Source organism: Streptomyces sp. NPDC091371 (assembly GCF_040684275.1).
GTDB lineage: Bacteria > Actinomycetota > Actinomycetes > Streptomycetales > Streptomycetaceae > Streptomyces.
Genome location: NZ_JBFBFP010000005.1, coordinates 43,480 through 63,696, shown reverse-complemented (window position 1 = coordinate 63,696; position 20,217 = coordinate 43,480). Strand labels below are relative to the sequence as shown.

At 71.7% G+C, this 20,217-nt stretch carries 21 protein-coding genes; 12 read left to right on the top strand and 9 right to left on the bottom strand.

Translation table 11 applies throughout. The annotated features are described in order from the left end of the window. The first annotated feature begins 17 nt into the window (after positions 1-17). Entirely contained in the window at positions 18-623 is a 606-nt protein-coding gene (locus tag AB0O21_RS08600; RefSeq protein WP_365167919.1) for a hypothetical protein, read from the top strand. 173 nt (positions 624-796) lie between these two features. Here AB0O21_RS08600 and AB0O21_RS08595 read toward each other — a convergent pair whose 3' ends face one another. Then, positions 797-1,036: a hypothetical protein gene (locus tag AB0O21_RS08595; protein ID WP_365167917.1), complete on the bottom strand. Its 240-nt coding sequence runs from the start codon at positions 1,034-1,036 to the stop codon at positions 797-799. Between the two features lie 58 nt (positions 1,037-1,094). On the opposite strand from AB0O21_RS08595, the gene map reads away from it, so the two are divergent. Continuing rightward, positions 1,095-1,952 (top strand): type I methionyl aminopeptidase, encoded by an 858-nt coding sequence (map, locus tag AB0O21_RS08590; protein WP_365167914.1) that lies wholly within the window; start codon positions 1,095-1,097, stop codon positions 1,950-1,952. Between the two features lie 115 nt (positions 1,953-2,067). Beyond that, positions 2,068-2,715, top strand: a complete 648-nt coding sequence (locus AB0O21_RS08585; RefSeq protein WP_365167912.1) for a biliverdin-producing heme oxygenase — start codon at positions 2,068-2,070, stop codon at positions 2,713-2,715. On the opposite strand, the gene AB0O21_RS08580 is transcribed toward AB0O21_RS08585, so the two are convergent. Beyond that, the gene (locus AB0O21_RS08580) at positions 2,705-3,406 is read right to left on the bottom strand and encodes a hypothetical protein (RefSeq protein WP_365167909.1); all 702 of its coding nucleotides are present in this window, start codon (positions 3,404-3,406) and stop codon (positions 2,705-2,707) included. The genes AB0O21_RS08585 and AB0O21_RS08580 overlap by 11 nt on opposite strands. Before the next feature lie 320 nt (positions 3,407-3,726). Then, entirely contained in the window at positions 3,727-4,383 is a 657-nt protein-coding gene (locus tag AB0O21_RS08575; RefSeq protein ID WP_365167906.1) for a PhzF family phenazine biosynthesis protein, read from the bottom strand. Between the two features lie 361 nt (positions 4,384-4,744). On the opposite strand from AB0O21_RS08575, the gene efeO reads away from it, so the two are divergent. Genes efeO through efeU form a run of 3 tightly spaced genes read left to right on the top strand, consistent with a single transcriptional unit; the run spans position 4,745 to position 8,125 of the window. After that, on the top strand, positions 4,745-5,899 hold the full coding sequence (gene efeO / locus AB0O21_RS08570; RefSeq protein ID WP_365167904.1) for an iron uptake system protein EfeO: 1,155 nt from the start codon (positions 4,745-4,747) through the stop codon (positions 5,897-5,899). A 35-nt stretch (positions 5,900-5,934) separates the two neighbouring features. Next, on the top strand, positions 5,935-7,224 hold the full coding sequence (efeB, locus tag AB0O21_RS08565; protein WP_365167901.1) for an iron uptake transporter deferrochelatase/peroxidase subunit: 1,290 nt from the start codon (positions 5,935-5,937) through the stop codon (positions 7,222-7,224). A 43-nt stretch (positions 7,225-7,267) separates the two neighbouring features. After that, on the top strand, positions 7,268-8,125 hold the full coding sequence (gene efeU / locus AB0O21_RS08560; protein ID WP_365167898.1) for an iron uptake transporter permease EfeU: 858 nt from the start codon (positions 7,268-7,270) through the stop codon (positions 8,123-8,125). A gap of 17 nt (positions 8,126-8,142) precedes the next feature. Here the strand turns inward: efeU and AB0O21_RS08555 are convergent, their stop codons facing one another. Both AB0O21_RS08555 and AB0O21_RS08550 read right to left on the bottom strand, forming a co-directional pair. Then, a complete protein-coding gene (locus AB0O21_RS08555) occupies positions 8,143-9,012 on the bottom strand; it encodes a PhzF family phenazine biosynthesis isomerase (protein ID WP_365167896.1) in 870 nt (289 codons plus the stop codon). A gap of 47 nt (positions 9,013-9,059) precedes the next feature. Continuing rightward, positions 9,060-9,821, bottom strand: a complete 762-nt coding sequence (locus AB0O21_RS08550; RefSeq protein ID WP_365167893.1) for an SDR family oxidoreductase — start codon at positions 9,819-9,821, stop codon at positions 9,060-9,062. 109 nt (positions 9,822-9,930) lie between these two features. Between AB0O21_RS08550 and AB0O21_RS08545 the strand changes: the two genes are divergently transcribed. Next, entirely contained in the window at positions 9,931-11,208 is a 1,278-nt protein-coding gene (locus AB0O21_RS08545; protein WP_365167890.1) for a Bcr/CflA family multidrug efflux MFS transporter, read from the top strand. A 249-nt stretch (positions 11,209-11,457) separates the two neighbouring features. Next, entirely contained in the window at positions 11,458-12,468 is a 1,011-nt protein-coding gene (locus AB0O21_RS08540; RefSeq protein ID WP_365167887.1) for a small ribosomal subunit Rsm22 family protein, read from the top strand. Between the two features lie 52 nt (positions 12,469-12,520). Here AB0O21_RS08540 and ddaH read toward each other — a convergent pair whose 3' ends face one another. Next, positions 12,521-13,393 (bottom strand): dimethylargininase, encoded by an 873-nt coding sequence (gene ddaH, locus AB0O21_RS08535; protein WP_365167885.1) that lies wholly within the window; start codon positions 13,391-13,393, stop codon positions 12,521-12,523. Between the two features lie 81 nt (positions 13,394-13,474). Between ddaH and AB0O21_RS08530 the strand changes: the two genes are divergently transcribed. Both AB0O21_RS08530 and AB0O21_RS08525 read left to right on the top strand, forming a co-directional pair. Then, positions 13,475-14,086, top strand: coding sequence for a TetR/AcrR family transcriptional regulator (locus AB0O21_RS08530; RefSeq protein ID WP_365167882.1), 612 nt, complete (start codon positions 13,475-13,477; stop codon positions 14,084-14,086). A gap of 177 nt (positions 14,087-14,263) precedes the next feature. Continuing rightward, complete coding sequence (locus tag AB0O21_RS08525) at positions 14,264-15,013, top strand: bifunctional DNA primase/polymerase (protein WP_365167880.1); 750 nt, start codon at positions 14,264-14,266, stop codon at positions 15,011-15,013. Between the two features lie 67 nt (positions 15,014-15,080). Here AB0O21_RS08525 and AB0O21_RS08520 read toward each other — a convergent pair whose 3' ends face one another. Then, entirely contained in the window at positions 15,081-15,986 is a 906-nt protein-coding gene (locus AB0O21_RS08520; protein WP_365168300.1) for a hypothetical protein, read from the bottom strand. Between the two features lie 170 nt (positions 15,987-16,156). Between AB0O21_RS08520 and AB0O21_RS08515 the strand changes: the two genes are divergently transcribed. After that, positions 16,157-16,789, top strand: coding sequence for a MerR family transcriptional regulator (locus AB0O21_RS08515; protein ID WP_365167878.1), 633 nt, complete (start codon positions 16,157-16,159; stop codon positions 16,787-16,789). Positions 16,790-17,076: 287 nt separating this feature from the next. Here the strand turns inward: AB0O21_RS08515 and AB0O21_RS08510 are convergent, their stop codons facing one another. Further along, positions 17,077-17,241, bottom strand: a complete 165-nt coding sequence (locus tag AB0O21_RS08510; protein ID WP_365167876.1) for a hypothetical protein — start codon at positions 17,239-17,241, stop codon at positions 17,077-17,079. Between the two features lie 115 nt (positions 17,242-17,356). On the opposite strand from AB0O21_RS08510, the gene AB0O21_RS08505 reads away from it, so the two are divergent. Beyond that, on the top strand, positions 17,357-19,366 hold the full coding sequence (locus tag AB0O21_RS08505; RefSeq protein ID WP_365167873.1) for a transposase: 2,010 nt from the start codon (positions 17,357-17,359) through the stop codon (positions 19,364-19,366). A 15-nt stretch (positions 19,367-19,381) separates the two neighbouring features. On the opposite strand, the gene yaaA is transcribed toward AB0O21_RS08505, so the two are convergent. Beyond that, positions 19,382-20,185, bottom strand: a complete 804-nt coding sequence (yaaA, locus tag AB0O21_RS08500; RefSeq protein ID WP_365167871.1) for a peroxide stress protein YaaA — start codon at positions 20,183-20,185, stop codon at positions 19,382-19,384. Between the last annotated feature and the right edge of the window lie 32 nt (positions 20,186-20,217).

Genomic DNA, 20,217 nt, shown 5'->3' with positions numbered 1-20,217 from the left:
GGGGCAGGATGCCGCCCATGGATGCCGTGAGGGTCGCCCTGCTGCGTGAGGTGCTCGCCGGTACGCAGTGGCCGGGCGACGCGCGCCGCTTCGCCGGGGCGCTGCGCCGTTCCGTGGTACCGGCGGGCGGGAACCTGCTGCTGGTGGGTACCGAGAGCTACGAGCCCTGGCACCTGGCGGCGCACCTGGTCGACGAGGCCGCCTGGTCGGGTCTGCCGGAGCTGGCGCCCACGCTCGTGCGCCACCGCGTACTGCCCGGGGAGCCGCCGCACCTGTCGGTGGGGCTGGGCAGGCTGGAGGCGGCCCGGCGCGGGCACACGCTGCTGGTGGTGGCTCCGCAGGAGCCGGACGAGGGGCTGCTGGAGCGGGTCCACGACGCCCGGCGCGCGGGGGCGACCGTACTGTCCCTGGACGGCGGGGACCCGGATCTGGGCATGCTGGCGCACGATGTGCTGTCGGTGCCGGACGGCGCGGCCGAGCTGGACCTGGACACGGTGCAGCACCTGGTCAGCGCGGCGGCCGGGGAGAACAGCCTGCCGGTGCAGCGCGGGCCGCGCCGCTTCCGGGACCGGCTGGCGCGGCTGGCCGACCAGCTGACCGCCCCGCCGCCGAGCCGCTGGTAGCGGCCGCTTCCCTGCTGACCGCACCCCGGCCGGGCACCTCGCCGGCGGCCGCATGCCGGCCGGTCCGTCCCCGGAGCGGGAGCGCCGTCCGGCCGGCCGGCCGCGGAACCGGCGGGCACGCCCCGGTCGGTGCGGCCCGCGCCCCCTGCCGGTCTCCGCCCGGAGCGGGAGCGCTACGGCGTCGCCGTACCCTCGTCTTCCTCGCGGGACTTGTCGTTCCACTTGGGGTCCGTCTGCCATTCGAGGTTGCGTTCCTCGGCCGTCTCCATGGCGCGGGACGCCTCCTCGGGGGTGCCGTACGGACCGAAGCGGTCCTTGGCGGGGCACTCGGGGCCCTCCTCGACCTTCTTGTGGACCAGGCAGTAGTACCACTCGCCCGGTTTGCCCACCTGACGCTTCTTGAACAGGGCCATCGTCGGCTCCTTCCTCTGCCGCCATGCTGCCCCATCCCCGCTGGATACACTCGCTTGCATGTCTGGCCAGTCGCTGCTCGTACCAGGCGAGCTCTCTCCCGCCCGTTCCGTTCCCGGAAACATCCGCCGGCCCGAGTACGTGGGCAAGCCGATGCCCACGCCGTACACCGGACCGGAGGTGCAGTCGGCCGAGACCATCGAGGCCATGCGCACCGCCGGCCGGATCGCCGCCCAGGCGATGGAAGAGGCCGCCAAGCTGATCGCGCCGGGGGTGACCACCGACGAGCTGGACCGGGTCGCGCACGAGTACATGTGCGACCACGGCGCCTACCCCTCCACGCTCGGCTACCGGGGCTTCCCGAAGTCCCTGTGCTCCTCGGTCAACGAGGTCATCTGCCACGGCATCCCCGACTCCACCGTCCTGCGCGACGGCGACATCGTGAACCTCGACGTGACCGCGTACATCGGCGGCGTGCACGGCGACAACAACGCCACCTACCTGTGCGGCGAGGTGGACGAGGAGTCGCGGCTGCTGGTGGAGCGGACGCGCGAGGCGCTGAACCGGGCCATCAAGGCCGTCAAGCCGGGCCGCCAGATCAACATCATCGGCCGGGTCATCGAGTCGTACGCGAAGCGCTTCGGCTACGGAGTGGTCCGGGACTTCACCGGCCACGGCATCAACTCCTCCTTCCACTCCGGCCTGATCATCCCGCACTACGACAGCCCGCACGCCACCACCGTCATCGAGCCCGGGATGACCTTCACCATCGAGCCGATGCTGACGCTGGGCACCCACGAGTACGACATGTGGGCGGACGGCTGGACGGTCGTGACGAAGGACCGCAAGCGGACCGCGCAGTTCGAGCACACGCTGGTCGTGACGGACAGCGGGGCGGAGATCCTGACCCTCCCGTAGCCGCCTTTTTTACCGACAAGGCGTCGGGAACCCATTGACTTAGGCATGCCTAAGTAGGAGGATCGGGCGTGGCGGACGTGCCGTCACGCCCTTTTCCTCTTCCTGGAGGTCCGTCTTGGACGCCTTCTCTACGGTCATCCGCGTCGCCTCGCACGAGCAGCACACCGAAGCAGAGACGTCGACCTTCATGAGCGACCTGCTCGGCGGCAGGCTCGGGGTGGACGCCTACACGCGCTACACCGAGCAGCTCTGGTTCGTGTACCGGGCGCTCGAGGACGCGGCCGAGTCGCTGAAGGACGACCCGGTCGCCGGCCCGTTCATCCAGCCCGAGCTGATGCGCGTCACCGAGATCGAACGCGACCTCGCGCACCTGCTGGGCCCCGACTGGCGCGCCGCGGTTTCGGCCCTCCCGGCGACCGAGGCCTACGCCGCCCGGGTGGCCGAATGCGCGGCCGAGTGGCCGGGCGGCTACGTCGCCCACCACTACACGCGCTACCTGGGCGACCTCTCCGGCGGCCAGATCATCCGCGACAAGGCCGAGCGCACCTGGGGCTTCGAGCGCAAGGGCGACGGCGTCCGCTTCTACGTCTTCGCGGACATCTCCAACCCGGCGGCCTTCAAGCGCACCTACCGGGAACTGCTGGACGCGATAGCCGCGGACGACCTGGAGAAGCAGCGCATCATCGACGAGTGCAAGCGCGCCTTCGACTTCAACGGCGCGGTCTTCCGCGAGCTGGGCGAGCAGTTCCCGCTCAGCGCGTGAGCCCGCGGCGCACGGCCTGCGCCTCGGCCCGTTCGACCGAGGCCCTGCCGTGCACGTGCACCAGTGCCAGGTGGAACAGCGACGGGGCCACCGGCGCCCAGCGGTGGATCCGGTCGGGACGCAGCAGGTAGCGGATCACCTCGGTGGAGCGGAAGGGGACGTATTCGATGCTCTGGTGTTCCCAGCGGTCGGGTACTCCCCTGCTCATGCGCGCCTGGAGCTGCTCACCGCTCAGCTCGTTCAGCCGGGCGTAGTAGTGGGCGCTCCAGGCGCGCTTGTCCACGTCCAGGACGAAGGCCAGCAGGGAGATTGAGTATTCGTGGGGCTCCAGTGACAGCTCCTCGCGCATGCCCCGGCGGGCCGCGGCGTGCAGGTCGGGTGCGTTCCGGCCGGCCGAGTCGATGTGCCGGGAGAGCCCTTCGTTGACCGAGGAGTTCCACAGGCCGGGCGCCAGGCGTACGCGGTCGCTGCGCCGGCTCACCACGAGCAGGTGGTCTGCGGTGACCACGGCCACGTTGATGCCGAAGCTGCACTGCAGGAAGGCCGGGGCGTCCAGCGGCCGTTCGGGGTCGAGGTGGAGCGCCCGGGGCGTGCTCCCGTCGGGCAGCCGGCGGTCCAGCTGCTGGGCGGCGAGGAAGGTGTAGTAGTCCGTCGGCCGCAGCCGCAGGTGGATCTCCGCCTGCTCGTCCATGGCCGTCCGGGAGACTTCGAGGGATTCGAGGGGGCGATCACCGTGTGGCCGTCCCCGTCGAGGATCAGGGCCGAGGTGTGCAGGGGGCCGATGGAGAACGTCGACCAGGCCTGGTCGGCCCGCTCCCGGAAGGTGATGCTGCGCACCACGCCCGCCGAGCGGCGCCTCACCTTGAACCACGCGTCCTGCAGCTACTGATGGAACAGGGTCGCGAACACGACCCCCAGGACCGCGCCCACCACTCCGTTGCCCACGTCTATTCCGCCCACTCACGGAAGACTAGGCCAAATGATCAGCAGCCGACGGCAGTTGGGGCGCGCTCAGACCGTCCGGGCGAAGCGGACGCGGCCGCCGATCTCCACGGTGCCGTCCGGGCCGGGGGCGGTGAGGATCTGGGATCCCGCGCCCTGGGTGATGTTCAGGGCCCGGTTCAGCTCGGCGGTCAGCAGGATCGCGGCCGAACCGGTGGCCTCGTCCTCGGTGATGACGCCGTCGGCGCGGCGCGGGAAGCCGCGGGCGCGTACCCGGCCCGCGGTCTCGTCCTCCCAGGCCCACGCGTACAGCCAGCCCTCGCCCGGCGGCGGGGCCGGCAGCGCCTCCACCTCGGCGACGGACCCGTACTGCTCGGTGCGCTTGCCCTCGACCCACTCGGGGCGGGCCGTGATCCAGGTGAACTCCCCGTCGTCACGGGCCCATACGGACCCGGCGGGCGGCTGGAGCTCCTCGATGTCGAGCAGCCACGCGACCCCGACCAGCGGATGCCCGGCGAAGGACATCCGCGTGCCGGGGGTGCGGATGTCGACGATCCCGCGCTCGGGGTCGTCGACGAACACCGTCTCGCTGTAGCCCAATTCGGCGGCCAGCGCCTGCCGAGACGCGTCGTCGGGGCAGGTCCGGCCGTCGCGTACGACACCGAGCAGGTTGCCGAAGCGGCCGTCACCCGCGCAGAAGACCTTCAACACGTCGAGATCGTTCACGCGGGCATTCAAGCACGGCGCAGGCGGGGTTCGGCGTCGCTGAGCCGGGTCTGCCGGCAGCCGGTGGAAGTGCTCGCGCACGCGCCGCCGGGGGCCCCGCCCGTGGTTCCGGTTAGGGGAGGCGATCCCTCCGGATCCCGTTCCGCAGTACGGAACGGTCATCTCGGCTTGACCTCCGCTTGACCCATGCATGGGCTCGCCGTGAATCGGCCGTGACGGCGCCGTGTCCGGGGCGGAAAGGTGAGAGCTGAATCACTGCTCGGGTGGGTATGGCTCAGGTAAGCCTCGGCTAAGTTAGGTCCGCCTCACCGGCCTCTCCCCCTTGGGACGGCCCGATTCGCCCGACGCCCAGGAGCCCCCTATGCGCCCCGCCCGCCTCACCGTCATCGCCGCCGCCTCCGTGGCGGCCGCCCTGACCGCCGTCACCGGCTGCTCCCAGAAGAGCGACGGGGGCGGCGACGGCGCGATCAAGGTGGCGGCCTCCGACACCGCCTGCGAGGTGTCGAAGAAGGAGTTCCCGGCCGGCAAGATCCAGCTCGACGTCGAGAACAAGGGCTCCAAGGTCACCGAGGTCTACGTCCTCTTCCCGGACGCCCGCATCGTGACCGAGCGCGAGAACATCGGTCCCGGCACCAAGGCCTCCATCACCGCCGAGATCAAGGCGGGCGACTACGAGATCGTCTGCAAGCCCGGCATGAAGGGCGACGGCATCGCCCAGAAGGTCAAGGCCACCGGCAAGGGCGCCGCCGAGGAGAAGCGCAGCCCCGAGGCCGACGCCGCCGTCGCCGCGTACCGCGCGTACGTGGTCACCCAGGCCGAGGAGACCCTCCCCAAGGCGCAGGCCTTCGCCGACGCCGTCAAGGCCGGCGACATCGAGACCGCGAAGAAGCTGTACGCGCCCTCCCGCATCGGCTGGGAGCGCACCGAGCCGGTCGCCGAGTCCTTCGGCGACATCGACCCGAAGGTCGACGTCCGCGAGGACGGCCTGGAGGCCGGCCAGGACCCGGCGAAGGACTGGACGGGCTGGCACCGCCTGGAGAAGTCCCTGTGGGCCGACAACAAGATCGACGACGCCGACAAGAAGCTCGCCGACACCCTGATCGCCGACCTGACCGACTGGCAGAAGAAGGTCGGCACGGCGGAGATCACCCCCAGCTCCATCGCGAACGGCGCCAAGGAGCTCCTCGACGAGGTCGCCACCGGCAAGGTCACCGGCGAGGAGGAGCGTTACTCCCACACCGACCTGGTCGACTTCAAGGCCAACGTCGAGGGCGCGGAGAAGGCGTTCGAGGTCCTGAAGCCGATCGTCTCGAAGACCGACCCGGCGCTCACCAAGCAGCTGGAGACCCAGTTCGCGGCGATGACCGTCCTGCTGGACAAGTACCGCGCCGACAAGGCCTCCTACGACTTCACCTCCTACGACAAGGTCTCCGAGGCCGAGCGCAAGGAGCTCTCCGACGCCGTCTCCGCCCTCGGTGAGCCGCTGTCCAAGCTCGCCGCCGCGGTCACCAAGTAAGTCGCGAGCAGAGTCGAAGGAGGCGGGAGAACACGATGAGTGAGTCGGCGGCGGCGCAGCCACAGCAGCCCGAACAGCAGGACACCAACGAGTCCGGGACCGCGCCCTCGCGGCGTGCCGTCCTGGGCTGGGGCGGGGCCGGGCTCGCGCTCGGCGCGGCCGCGGCCGGCGGTGCGGCGGCCGCGTTCGGCAGCGGGCCGGACATGGTCTCGGCGGCCGCCGCCGGTGCGGCCGTGCCGTTCCACGGCGACCACCAGGCCGGTATCGCCAGCGCCGTGCAGGACCGTCTGCACTTCGCGGCCTTCGACGTGAAGGCGAAGAGCCGCGAGGAGCTGATCGAGCTCCTGAAGGAGTGGACCGAGGCGGCCCGCCGCATGACGGCCGGCCTGCCGGTCGGCGAAGGCGGCTTCGGCGGCCTCCCGGAGGCCCCGCCGGACGACACGGGCGAGGCGCTCGGCCTGAAGGCCTCCCGCCTCACCCTGACCATCGGTTTCGGTCCGGGCCTGTTCGCCAAGGACCGGTTCGGGCTGGAGGGCAAGCGCCCCGAGGCGCTGGTCGACCTGGAGCTGTTCCCCGGCGACAACCTGGACCCGGCCCGCTCCGGCGGCGACATCTGCGTCCAGGCCTGCGCCGACGACCCGCAGGTCGCCGTGCACGCGATCCGCCAGCTGGCCCGCATCGGCTTCGGCAAGACCGTGGTGCGCTGGTCGCAGTTGGGCTTCGGCAAGACCTCCTCGACCACGCCCGAGGCGCAGACCCCGCGCAACATGATGGGCTTCAAGGACGGCACCCGGAACATCGCGGGCACCGACAAGGCCGCCCTGGACAAGCACGTGTGGGTCGGCGCCGGCGACGGCAGCGACTGGATGACCGGCGGCTCGTACCTGGTGGCGCGGCGGATCCGGATGAACATCGAGATCTGGGACCGCACCCCCCTGCAGGAGCAGGAGGACATCTTCGGCCGCGACAAGGGCGAGGGCGCCCCGGTCGGCAAGTCGAAGGAGCGCGACGAGCCGTTCCTGAAGGCGATGAAGCCGGAGGCGCACGTCCGCCTCGCGCACCCGGACACCAACAACGGCGCGATGATGCTGCGCCGCGGCTACTCCTTCACCGACGGTACGGACGGCCTGGGCCGGCTCGACGCGGGCCTGTTCTTCCTCGCCTACCAGCGGGACGTGCGCAAGGGCTTCATCCCCGTGCAGCGCAGCCTGGCGAAGGCGGACGTCCTCAACGAGTACATCCAGCACGTGGGCTCGGCGATCTTCGCCGTCCCGCCGGGCGTCCGCGACAAGGACGACTGGTGGGGCCGGACGCTGTTCGCGTAGTCCCCGTCGTACCGCTCGTAGAGCCTGGAGAGGAACAACCGCCGTGTTCGGCAACTATCTGATCGGCCTGCGCGAGGGGCTGGAGGCCAGCCTGGTCGTCTGCATCCTCGTCGCGTACCTGGTGAAGACCGAGCGCCGGGACGCCCTGCGTCCCGTGTGGCTCGGCATCGGGATCGCCTGCGCGATCTCGCTCGCCTTCGGCGCGATGCTCGAATTCGGCACCCAGGAGCTGACGTTCGAGGCGCAGGAGCTGCTGGGCGGCACCCTCTCCATCATCTCGGTGGGTCTGGTGACGTGGATGGTCTTCTGGATGAAGCGCACCGCGCGGCACCTGAAGGCCGAGCTGCACGGCAAGCTCGACTCGGCGCTCGCCATGGGCACCGGCGCGCTGGTCGCCACGGCCTTCCTGGCCGTGGGCCGCGAGGGCCTGGAGACCGCGCTGTTCGTGTGGGCCTCCGTCCGCGCGAGCGGCGAGGGCTCCTCGGCCCCGCTGGCCGGAGTACTCCTCGGCATCGCGACCGCCATACTCCTCGGCTGGCTGTTCTACCGGGGCGCGCTGAAGATCAACCTGGCGAAGTTCTTCAAGTGGACCGGCGCCATGCTGGTGGTCGTCGCCGCGGGCGTGCTCGCGTACGGGATCCACGACCTCCAGGAGGCCCGCTTCCTGGGCGGCCTGGGCGACAAGGCCTTCGACATCAGCGCCACCATCCCGCCGGACAGCTGGTACGGGACCCTCCTCAAGGGCGTCTTCAACTTCCAGCCGGACCCCACCGTCATCCAGCTCTCGGTGTGGGCGCTCTACCTGGTGCCGGTGCTGGCGCTGTTCCTGTACGACTCGGCCCGCCCGGCGGCCGCGAAGCCGCAGCCGGCGCAGGCCGAGGAGGCCACGCAGACCGGCTGACGGACCCGAACGGCCGCTCAGGCGATCCGCACGCCCTCGCCGCCGACCCTGACCCGGGGGTCGCCGGCGCGCAGCTCCACCGTGAGCTCGCCCGGCCGGCCCATGTCCTCCCCCTGGTGGAGGGTGAGCACGGCGTCCGCCGGGACCAGGCCGAGCTCGCGGGCGTACGCGCCGAACGCGGCCGCGGCGGCGCCCGTGGCGGGGTCCTCCACGGCGCCGCCGACCGGGAAGGGGTCCCGTACGTGGAAGACCGTCGGGGCCTCCCGGTACACCAGCTGGACCGTGGTGAGGTCCAGGCGCCGCATCAGGGCCTCCAGCCGCGCGAAGTCGTACGCGAGGTCCGCGAGCCGGGCCCGGGTGGCGGCGCCGAGCACCAGGTGCCGGGCTCCGGCGTAGGCGATGCGCGGCGGGAACGCCGGGTCCAGGTCCGCCTCCGGCCAGGCCAGCGCGGCCAGCGCCTCCGCGAGATCGGCCGGGCCGACCTCCTCCACGTGCGGCTCGACGCTGGTCAGCACGGCCCGGAACCCGCCGCCCCCGCCCTCCGCGGTCACCGACACCGGGACGGTCCCCGCCCGCGTGGCGAACAGCAGCTCGCCCGCGCCGATCCGCTCCCCCAGCGCCACGGCGGTGGCCACCGTGGCGTGCCCGCAGAACGGCACCTCCGCCTTCGGGCTGAAGTACCGCACGGTGAAGGCGCGGCCGGGCAGACCGCCGAGCCCCTCGGGCGGGTCGGTCAGGAAGGCCGTCTCGCTGTAGCCCAGCCCGGCGGCGATCTCCAGCATCGCGCCCTCGTCGAGCCCGGCGGCGTCGAGGACGACCCCGGCGGGGTTGCCGCCTTCCGGGTCCCGGGAGAAGGCGGTGTAACGGAGCACTTCGGCACGGTTCATGCGGCCATGATCAAACAGGGCCCCCTGAACCTGCAACGAAAAGGGTCTCAGCCCCGCCCGATGTACGGCATCGTCGTCGCCATCACCGTCGCGAACTGCACGTTCGCCTCCAGCGGCAGCTCCGCCATGTGCAGCACGGTGCGCGCCACGTCGGCGGCGTCCATCACCGGCTCGACGGCCAGCTGTCCGTTGGCCTGGAGGATGCCCGTCTGCATCCGCTCGGTCATCTCAGTGGCAGCATTGCCAATGTCGATCTGCCCGCACGCGATCCGGTAGGGCCGCCCGTCCAGCGACAGCGACTTCGTCAGCCCCGTCATCGCGTGCTTGGTCGCGGTGTACGCCACCGAGTTCGGGCGCGGCACGTGCGCGGAGATCGACCCGTTGTTGATGATCCGGCCGCCCTGCGGGTCCTGTTCCTTCATCTGGCGGTACGCGGCCTGCGCGCACAGGAAGGCGCCCGTCAGGTTGACGTCCACCACGGACCGCCACGCCTCGTAGGAGATGTCCTCCAGCGGCACCCCGCCGGGACCGAAGGTCCCCGCGTTGTTGAACAGCAGATCAAGCCGCCCGTACCGCTGCCGAACCGACTCGAACAGCGCAGTCACGTCGTCCGGGTCGCTCACGTCGGCCCGTACGCACAGCACGTCGGCGTCCGCGCCGGCGGCCTTCGCGGTCTCCTCCAGCGGCTCGGTCCGGCGGCCGGCCACGGCGACGGCCCAGCCGGCCGCGGCCAGGGTCAGGGCCACGGAGCGGCCGATTCCGGATCCGGCGCCGGTCACCACTGCGATCTTCTTGGCACTTGCGTTCATGGGGCCGCAGGTTACGTCACACCGGGCTCTGGCCCCGGGACGTTCCGAAAGCTGAGAGCATGGGTCGGGCAGGGGTGCCGATGAGCAGACAAGAGGACTGGAGTTCCGTATGTCGGAGAGAGGCCCCTCGACGGCCCCCTCAGGCGCCGCGTCGCCCGAATCGCCCCCCTCCCCCACACTCACAGCCGCACGCCGCACCGGCCTGCTGGTCACCTTCATACTCGGCGGGCTGACCGCCCTCCCCCCGCTGTCGATGGACATGTACCTCCCGGCCCTGCCGGAGGTCACCAGCGCCCTGCACAGCCCGGCCGCGACCATCCAGCTCACCCTGACCGCCTGCCTCGCCGGCATGGCACTGGGCCAGCTCGTCATCGGCCCGATGAGCGACAAATGGGGCCGCCGCCGCCCCCTCCTCACCGGCATGGTCGTCTACGTCCTCGCCACCGCGATCTGCGCCCTCGCCCCCTCCGCCGAACTCCTGATCGCCTTCCGACTCCTCCAGGGCCTGGCCGGCTCGGCCGCGATCGTCATCGCCCGGGCCGTCGTACGCGACCTGTACGACGGCGTCGAGATGGCGAAGTTCTTCTCCACCCTGATGCTCATATCCGGGGTCGCCCCGATCATCGCCCCGCTCATCGGCGGCCAGGTGCTCCGCTTCGCCGACTGGCGCGGCGTCTTCGTGATCCTCACCGCCGTGGGCCTCGTCCTCACCCTCACGGTCTGGCGCAGCCTCGACGAAACCCTCCCGCCCGAACGCCGCCACACCGGGGGCGTCGGCTCGGCCCTGCGGACCATGCGGGGCCTGCTCGGCGACCGCGTCTTCACCGGCTACACCCTGACCGGCGGCTTCGCCTTCGCCGTGCTCTTCTCGTACATCTCCGCCTCGCCGTTCGTCGTGCAGGAGATCTACGGGGCTTCGCCGCAGGCCTTCAGCCTGCTCTTCGGGGTCAACTCCGTCGGCCTGATCGCCGTCGGCCAGATCAACGGCAAACTGCTGGTGGGCCGGGTCAGCCTGGACAAGGTGCTGTCCATCGGCCTCGCAGTCGTCACAGCCTCAGCGATCTCACTGCTCCTCCTCGCGACCGGGGTCTTCGGAAAGACCGGCCTCACCCCCATCGCCATCGCCCTCTTCGTGCTGATGTCGGCGATGGGCGTCGTCCTGCCCAACACCAACGCCCAGGCCCTGATGCGGACCCCGCACGCGGCGGGCTCGGCCTCCGCGCTCATCGGCACCAGCTCCTTCCTGGTCGGGGCGATCGCGTCCCCGCTGGTCGGGATCGCCGGCGAGGACACGGCCGTCCCCATGGCCCTGGTCCAACTGACCTGCGCCCTGCTCTCGGTGACCTGCTTCCTCACCCTCTGCCGCCCCTGGCAACCCCGGGACTGACCCCCGCCGCCGGGGTCGGGTGTGCGGTGGGGTGCCCCCCGTGCGCCCGGCCCCGGCGGCCCCTCGCGTGCGGGCCGCTGCGCGGGGCCTTCCCCCACCCCGCCCCTTCCCGAAACCGGGCTCTGCCCGGACCCTCCCCCAGACTCCGTCCGGGGGTACCCCCGCCCTCAAACGCCGGACGGGCTGGAGGGGGCGGCCGGGCTGGAGGGTGCGGCCGGGAGCGCTCAGAGGGCGGCATAAACTTCGCAGGTGAACGCCGCCTCCGTCCCCACCACCGCCGAGACCCTCCGCAGCGCGCTCGGCAGTCTGCTCGAGGGGCTCCCGCCCAAGCAGGCCTCGGCCGCCGTCGAACGGCTCATCGCCAGCTACCGGGGGCAGACCCCGACCGACGCTCCCGTACTGCGCGACCGCTCCGACGTGGCCGCGTACGCGGCGTACCGGATGCCGGCGACCTTCGAGGCGGTGCAGTCCGCCCTCGACGGGCTCGCCGAGGCGGCCCCCGGCTGGGCCCCGGCCTCTCACGTGGACGTGGGCGGCGGCACCGGCGCCGCGACCTGGGCGGTCGACGCCATCTGGGACGGACCCCGCGAGACCACGGTCCTGGACTGGGCGGAGCCGGCGCTCAAGCTCGGCAAGGAGCTCGCGCAGTCCTCCCCCTCCCCCGCGCTCCGCGCAGCGGACTGGCGGCGGGCCGTCATCGGCTCCGGCATCGCCCTCCCCGACGCCGACCTCGTCACGGTCTCGTACGTACTGGGCGAGCTCACCCCCGAGGCCCGCACGGCGGTCGTCGCCGAAGCGGCCCGCGCCGGTCAGGCCGTGGTCCTGATCGAGCCGGGCACGCCGGAGGGCTACCTCCGCATCCGCGAGGCCCGCGACCAGCTGATCGCGGCGGGCCTGCACGTCGCCGCCCCCTGCCCGCACGACGGCACCTGCCCGATCGAGGTCGGCCGGGACTGGTGCCACTTCTCGGCACGGGTCAGCCGGTCCTCCCTGCACCGCAAGGTCAAGGGCGGCTCGCTCCCGTACGAGGACGAGAAGTTCAGCTACGTCGCGGCGACCCGCTTCCCGACGGAACCGGCCGCCTCCCGGATCACGCGCAAGCCGCAGATCCGGAAGGGGCTGGTCCAGCTGGAGCTGTGCGGCCCCGAGGGCGAGGGCCTGGCCCGGGTCAACGTGACCAAGCGCCACGGCGACCTCTACAAGGCCGCCCGGGACGCCGACTGGGGCGATGCCTGGCCCCCGGCCGACGAGGCGGAGTAGCGGGAGGGGCCACCAGGCCCACCCGGCCGCCACCCGCCCCCACCCGGGAGGGCTACGGCCGCAGCTCCTGCGTGCAGCACTTCACGCTGCCGCCGCCCTTGAGCAGTTCCCCCAGATCCATCGGGACCGGCTCGAACCCCCGGTCCCGCAGCGGCGCGAACAGCCCCGTGGCCTCCTGCGGGAGCAGCACGTGCCGGCCGTCCGAGACCGCGTTCAGGCCGAGCGCCGCCGCGTCCGCCGCGTCCGCGATCAGGGCGTCGGGGAAGAGCCGGCGCAGAACGCCCTGGCTGCCCGGTGAGAAGGCGGCCGGGTAGTACATGATCTCGTCCCCGTCGAGGACGCTCAGCGCCGTGTCCAGGTGGTAGAAGCGCGGGTCCACCAGATCGAGACCGATGACGGGCCGCCCGAAGAACTCCTGCGCCTCGTCGTGGGAGAGCGGGCTGGAGCGGAAGCCCCGGCCGGCCAGGATGTAACTGGCGGTGACGGCGAAGTCCCCCTCGCCCTCGTTGACGTGGGACGGCTCGTGGATGTCCGCGTAGCCGTGCTCACGGAACCAGGCGAGGTGGATCTCGGCCTCGGCGCTCCGCTCCGGGTAGGCGAACCGGGCGCCGAGCACCCGGCCGCCGACCACGAGGGCCCCGTTGGCCGCGAAGACCATGTCCGGCAGTCCGGGGTCGGGTACGAGGGTCTCGACGGTGTGCCCGAGACCGCGGTAGCGGTCCCTCAGGTCCTCCCACTGGGCCAGTGCGAGGGGCAGGTCCACCGGTTTCGTGGGGTCCATCCACGGGTTGATGGAGTACGTGACCTTGAAGTGTGCCGGTGGGCACATCAGGTAGCGCCGGGGTGTGGCGTCTCTGCGCAAAGAAGGCTCCTCACGACTTACGACTTCGGCATGCGCCGAGCGTGGAGAGAATCGTCTCTCCACAAGAAGGACACCGCAGTGAACTGATTGGGTGGTTTACCGGGCAAGGAGGAGACGAGACGTCTCGCTTGGTAGTTTCGAGCCATGCCCAAAGCCCCTGACGCCACCCGCCGCAGCGACCGCTCCCGGCGCGCCATCCTCGACGCCGCGCTCGCGCTCGTCGGAGAGGTCGGCTACAACAAGCTGACCATCGAGGCCATCGCCGCCCGCGCCGGGGTCGGCAAGCAGACCATCTACCGCTGGTGGCCGTCGAAGGCCGCCGTCCTCCTCGACGCCTCGCTGGCGCTCGCCGGGGACGCAGAGTCGGACGCCGAGTGGACCGGCTTCCCCGACACCGGGGACCTCGCAGCCGACCTGAAGCACGTCCTGCGCGCGACGGTGGACGAGTTCACCGAGGAGAAGTACGAGGCCCCCGCGCGCGCCCTCACGGCCGCCGGGGCCACCGATCCCGAGCTCGGCGCACAGTTCAACGAGCGGCTGCTGGAACCGCAGCTCGCCCTCTACGAGGCCCGGTTGCGCGCGGCCCGGGACGCCGGGCAGCTCGCGCCGGACACGGATCTGCGGCTGGTGGTGGAGATGCTGCTGGGGCCGCTCACCTACCGCTGGCTGCTGCGGACGGCGCCGCTGACGCACGCTTACACGGACGCTCTGGTGGACCGGGTGCTCGGCGGGGTGGCCAACGTCACCGCCCGTTGAAACACGAACATCCAGCGAACATACGTCCAGTTTGTGTGGTTATGTAGGTGTTTCCGGGCCCTCATCCCCAACCCCCCGGTCGTCAAGAGCGGTCACCGGGGGCGCAGGATGGTGGGACGATGTCAGGGTCTGCCAGGGTGCCAGGTTCTGCCGGGGCAATGTTCGGTGAGGGGATAGATGGGGTCTGAGTCCGGCCGCGTCACGCGCGGCGCGCAGAGCAGGATCTCCCAGTGGCTGCTGCGGCGCCGGAAACCCGCGGCCGAGGACCCCGGACGCGAGCGCGAGGCGCTCCTCCTGTCGGTCGCCGCCGCCGGTCTGCCGCTCGCCCCCGCCGCCCATCCGACCGGCTACCGATGTTCGTGCGACCGCATCGGCTGCCCCACGCCGGCCCGGCACCCGCTCTCCTTCGCCTGGCAGACCCAGTCGACCACCGACCGCGCCCAGGTCGAACGCTGGGCCCGCAACCAGCCCCAGGCCAACTTCGTCACCGCGACCGGCATGGTCCACGACGTACTGGACGTCCCGCTGGAAGCCGGCACCGACGCCCTCACCCGCCTGCTGGAGGCCGGCATCGAGGTCGGCCCCGTGGCCGAGTCGGGCGGCACCGGCGACCAGGCCCGCATGCTCTTCTTCACCGCCACCCGCGGCACCCCCGAGGACGAGGACGAGTGGTGGCCGTGCGAACTGGACTGCCACCCCGAGACGATGGACGAGCACCCGGGCCTGCGCTGGCACTGCCGCGGCAGCTACGTCCTGGTCCCCCCGGCGGCCCTCCCCGGTGACCACGCGGTGACCTGGATCCGCGGCATGGAACACCCCCTCCCGGACCCGCTCACCCTGCTGGAGACCCTGACGGACGCCTGCGCGCAGTACGCGGGCGCCGCGGACCAGACCCCGTCGGCGGTGGCCTGGCCCCTGGGCCGCTAGGCCTCCGGGCGGCCGGGCCCCTGCGGCGCCTAGCGCTGTGACCCGGTGAACCTTGCCGGTCACAGCACTAGGCCGCCTTCACGAGTACGGGCTTGCGTCCCGGCCGGAGCGCGAGCAGCACCCCGAGGCCTCCGGCCAGCAGGATCAGCGCGGCCGCGCCCAGCGTCGCCGCGTCCGGGGAGGTCAACGCCTGGCCGCGCAGCGCCTGCCAGGTCAGCAGCGCCAGCACCGCCGCGTACGCACCACCGGCCACCAGGGTCACCCTCAGCCGCACCCGCTCCTCGCGCAACCGGGCGTAGCGCGCGGTGAGGGCGGCCAGGACGAGCACGAACAGCGGCAGCAGCTGCAGCGCGTGCATGCCGACGAAGTGCGGGATGCGCAGGTCGCCGCCGGTGGTGGACCAGCCGGTGAGCGGCATGCCCGGGCCTCCGTCGGGAACGCCCACGCTGTGCGCGCCGACCAGCGGGGCCTCGCCGTCATCGGCCGCCGCCCGCTGCTCGGGCGTGGCTTGCGTCATCAGGAAGCCGAGTCCGGCACCGGTCAGCGTGAGGACCGCGGAGATCCGGATCGCCCAGGTGGTGGCGCGGTCGGCGAGCGGGGCCCGGAAGAGCAGGACGGCGATCACGAGGGTGGCCGTCCACAGCACCACCACGATCGCGGCCATGGCGTCGTACAGCTGCGCGTCGAGCGGCGTGGCGCGGTTGAAGTGCATCTGCCGGCCGCGGAACACCTGAAGGGTTATCAGCGCCATCTCCATGGCGCTCGTGACGGCCACCACCGTGCCCGCCCACCAGGCCGGCCGGCCCAGCCGGGGCCGGGCGCGGCCGAGCAGGGAGATCATCCAGGCCAGGCTCAGTGCGTATCCGACGAACGACACCGAGAACTTGAACGGCTTGGCCCAGATCGGGGCGCCGACAAGCACCCGGTCGTCGAGGAGGATCCCGACTGCGGAGCCGGCTGCCCAGAAGACCATCACGCCGGCGAAGACCACCAGCGGGCGGTGCCACGTACGTAAGGAAGAGAACACGGTCAGACCCCCAGAACCCAAGGAATAGATAGTGGCACTCGCCGCTATCTGGTAGCGCCACTATCTATGATGAGCGCGGCGGAAGACAAGCCCGAGATCGAAGGACGGACGCGAGGATGCGCATCGGAGAGCTGAGCGCACGGACCGGGGTCCCGGTGCCGACGATCAAGTACTACGTACGGGAGGGGCTGCTCCCTGCCGGCGAACTCAGCAGCCCCAACCAGGCGCGTTACGAGGACTCCCACGAGCGCAGGCTGCGGCTGATCCGGGGACTCCTGGAGGTGGGCGGGCTCTCACTGGCGGCCATCCGCGAGGTCCTCACGGCCGTGGACGACAAGGAGAAGCCCGTCCACAAGGTGCTCGGCGCGATCGCGGACCGGCTGGTCCCGGAGCACGGCGGCGGGGAGCCCGACGCGGAGACGGTTTTGGCGCGGGAGAAGGTGGCCCAGCTCGTCGCGGCCCGCGGCTGGCAGGTCGATCCGGGCGGCCCGGCGGGCGAATCCCTCGCCGCGGCCCTGGCGGCCCTGTCCCGGGCGGGCCACGGCCGCTTCGAGGAGGTGCTCGACGCGTACGCCGAGGCGGCCGAGCGGGTGGCCGGGGCGGACATGGCGTACGTGTCGCGCATGGTCGCCCGTGAGGACCTGGTCGAGTCGGTGGCGGTGGGCACCGTCCTCGGCGACACGATGCTCGCTGCGCTGCGGAGGCTGGCCCAGGTGAACCTCTCGGCCCGCGCGAACCCCGCCCCCTGACCAAACGCCGCCCACGCGCCTCAACCGCCGACGGGGCAAGCTGCCCTGGGGCTCCGCCCCGGACCCCGCGCCTCAAACGCCGGCGAGGCTGGAGTTGGCTGATGCTGGCTGCCAGGTGCAGATCAGCCTGAACTGCACTTCGCGAATCCAGCCCGCCGGGCGGAAATCCAGCCCCTCCGGCGTTTGCGGAGCGGGGTCCGGGGCCGAGCCCCGGGGCCTGGCCGCACCCGCCGGGGGCTAAGAGATGTTCCGCAATTCGGGTTACTTCCTGTATCCGAATATGGCGCTTAATCTCCGGGTTTTGGGTGCGCTGTCCGCCAGGCGTCGAGGCGCTCGACCGGCCACAGCGGGGTGCACCTGACGTACACGGGGGCGGGGAAGTCGGCGCGGCTGCTGTTGAGGTTGTAGACGTGCTGGACGGTCACCTTGAGTCGCCCCGCTGCTTGCTTCACGTCTTCGCATTCGGGGACTTTGATGGCCGGACCGCATTTCGACTTCGGCTGCCATGGGTGACCGAATCACGTAGCGTGTCGCATGTTGACCAATCTGTGACGGGGGGTGACGGTTATGCAGGCTGCCCAGACGGCATCGAAGTTCCGGGGAAAGAACAAGGCCCCGAAGTGGAGGAAGCCCGACGACGGGATGGTGTCGGTGATGGTGCTGCCCCTGGCCGTCACCGACCCCGGCGACCTGGCCCGGCTCGACAAGCTGTACGGCGCGATGTGGAACATCAAGCGGGCCATACAGCGGGATGCCCGCGCCAAGGTGGATGCCTACTGGGCCGCGTACCACGAGCGCAACGAGCAGGGAGCGAAGGCCGTACGGCAGCGCCTGGGCCTGTCCCGCGAAGCCCTGGAACGCTGCGCGTACAAGCACCTGGAGGACTCAGGGCACCTCAAGCACCACGTGTCCAAGGCCCTGGCCATGCACATGGCCGACGAGGTGTGGAACGGCGTGCAGCGGCACCTGTTCCCCGACGCCACCGGGAAGTGCTCCGGACGGCCGAAGACCGGCCGATGGCACGACTTCACCCGCATTCCGGGCCGCGCCCGCTCACACACGACCGAGAAGAAGTGGGAGACCTTTCGCCTGGTCGGCTCCCTGCGCGGCCACGCCATGGCCTACACCGGCGGCGGCCGCCACGAGGTACAGCAGCCGCGCCGGATGCCGAAGCCTCACATTCCGGCCGGCCCTCTGCCTACGGGGAAGACGACCGCCTCGGGCAAGCCGCTGATGCGGAAGGCCACGTGGTGGGACCACACGGGCCCGCTCGCTGTCGTCTTCGCGGGCGGCCCCGACAGTACGTCCGGTGACCTCGTTCTCCCCGTCCGCATCCCGCAGGGGCCGGGGCAGTGGGCGCGAGTGGAACACTTCCTCGCCAACCCCGGCCGCTGGCACAAGGTGGACCTGGTCCGCCGCCGCAAGGCGTCCGCTCCGGGCGGCTGGGCGTACGAAGCGCACCTGATGATCCTTGGCCCCGGCTACACCGCCCCCGCCATACAGCAGATGCGGGAACAGGCCGCCGCCCTAGACCGGATCGGCGGGGTGGACGGCAACGTCTCCAACCTCTCCGTCGTCTCCTTCCCCGCCGCGCTGGACACCGACCACGGCGGCCCGGCGTCCACGGAGATCACGCTCACCGACGCCGAGCGCACCCTGCTGGCCAAACAGGCGAAGAAGCAGCGAGGCCGGGCGCGGGCACTAGAACGCTCCCGCCGCTCCACGAACACCGCCCACTACGAACTGTCGAAGAAGCAGACCCGCCGCGCCGAGCGACGCGCCTCCAAGGGCCTGCCCGTCAAGACCGTCACGGTGCCGGGCGGTGCCCGCGCGGCTCGTACGAACGGGGTACCGAAGCAGGCGTACCCTCGTGACCGGCTGTCCGCCAACTACCGCCAGCAGCGCGCCCGCCACGCCGAGCACGCCGCCTCAGCGGCCGAGCACCGCAGGTTCCGCGCCCGCCAAATCGCCCGGCAGATCATCGCCGTCCACGGCCCCGTGCTCGTGGTGGAGGATTGCGACATCCGCACCTGGTACCGGCTGTGGGGCAAACGCCTGTCCCAGACCACGCCCGGCATGTTGATCTCAGCCCTCGAGGTGGAATGCCGGGCGGCGGGCGGGCGGCTGGTACGGGCGGCCACCTGGTCAACGGCCCTGTCGCAGCACTGCCTGTGCGGTGAGCGCGTGACCAAGACGCTGCGGGACCGTGAGCACAAGTGCACCGCCTGCGGCCTCGTCGGGAAGCGTGACCTCGTGTCCGCCGCGCTGGCCGCGTTCGTCCGCCTCACCGACGCGGACGACCCCACCACCGCGTGCCTGGACAGCGCAATGTCCCGGCACGCACAGATCGTGTACGGAGAAGGGCTGGAAGAAGCCCTGCGTGAGTCAACCACACCGCGCCAGAACACCCCTCGGGGTGCTGGCCGCGTGGCAGTCCCCCACCAACGGGAGACCTCTGCTCACCGAACCGCCGCAAGGCGGCCCCGAGCAACCCCGGATGAGACACGCCCCGTGCGTGACCACGCCGGAAAGCCCGGACGCCGCCCCGGCTGCGACCCACAGCTCACCCTCTGGTGAATTGCGGAACAAGTCTTAGTGGTGGATCTGGGTCACCACGACGTCGAGGGACCACGCCTTGGCCGGCTTCGCGGGAGCCTCCGCCTCCACCACGTAGCCGAGGTCCCGCAGGGCCTCGACCAGCTCGGCCGGAGCGGCCGGCACGGCCCCCCCGAGCAGCAGGTCACGGACCAGCCGCCCCTTCGTCGCCTTGTTGAAGTGGCTCACCACCGACCGCTTCTCCACCCCGTCCACCACCTGCGAGTGCAGCACCCGCACGGTCGCCGTCCGCCCCGCGACCTCGCCCTTCGGCTTCCACGCCGCCCCGTACGCCGCCGACCGCAGGTCCAGCACCAGCCCGTCCCCGGCCGCCTCCGGCATGACCTCCGCCATCGGCGCCCGCCAGTACGCGCCCAGCGCGCCCAGCCCCGGCAGCTTCACGCCCATCGAGCAGCGGTACGACGGGATGCGGTCACCGATCCGCACCGCGCCCCACAGTCCCGAGAAGACCAGCAGCGAGCGCTCGGCGAGCTCCCTCGCGGCGGGGGTCAGGTCGGCCAGGCCCAGCGCGTCGTACAGCACGCCCGTGTAGATCTCCCCCGCCGGGCGGGCCGCCGCGGACCGGAGTTCCAGGTTCTTCGCCACCTCGCCGCGCAGGCCCTCGCTCAGGCCCAGCACCTCGCGCGCCTTCAGCTCGTCGGCCCCGCACAGCTCGACCAGCTCCTCCAGGACCGCCGCGCGGGCCGGGGCCAGCCCGGGCAGCGACAGCGTCTCCGGCTTCAGGGGTGCGCCGGAGCCGCCGGCGGCCTTTCCTTCGGAGGGCGGCAGCAGCACGAGCACGGTGGTTCTCCTTCAGTACGACACGGCGCAGG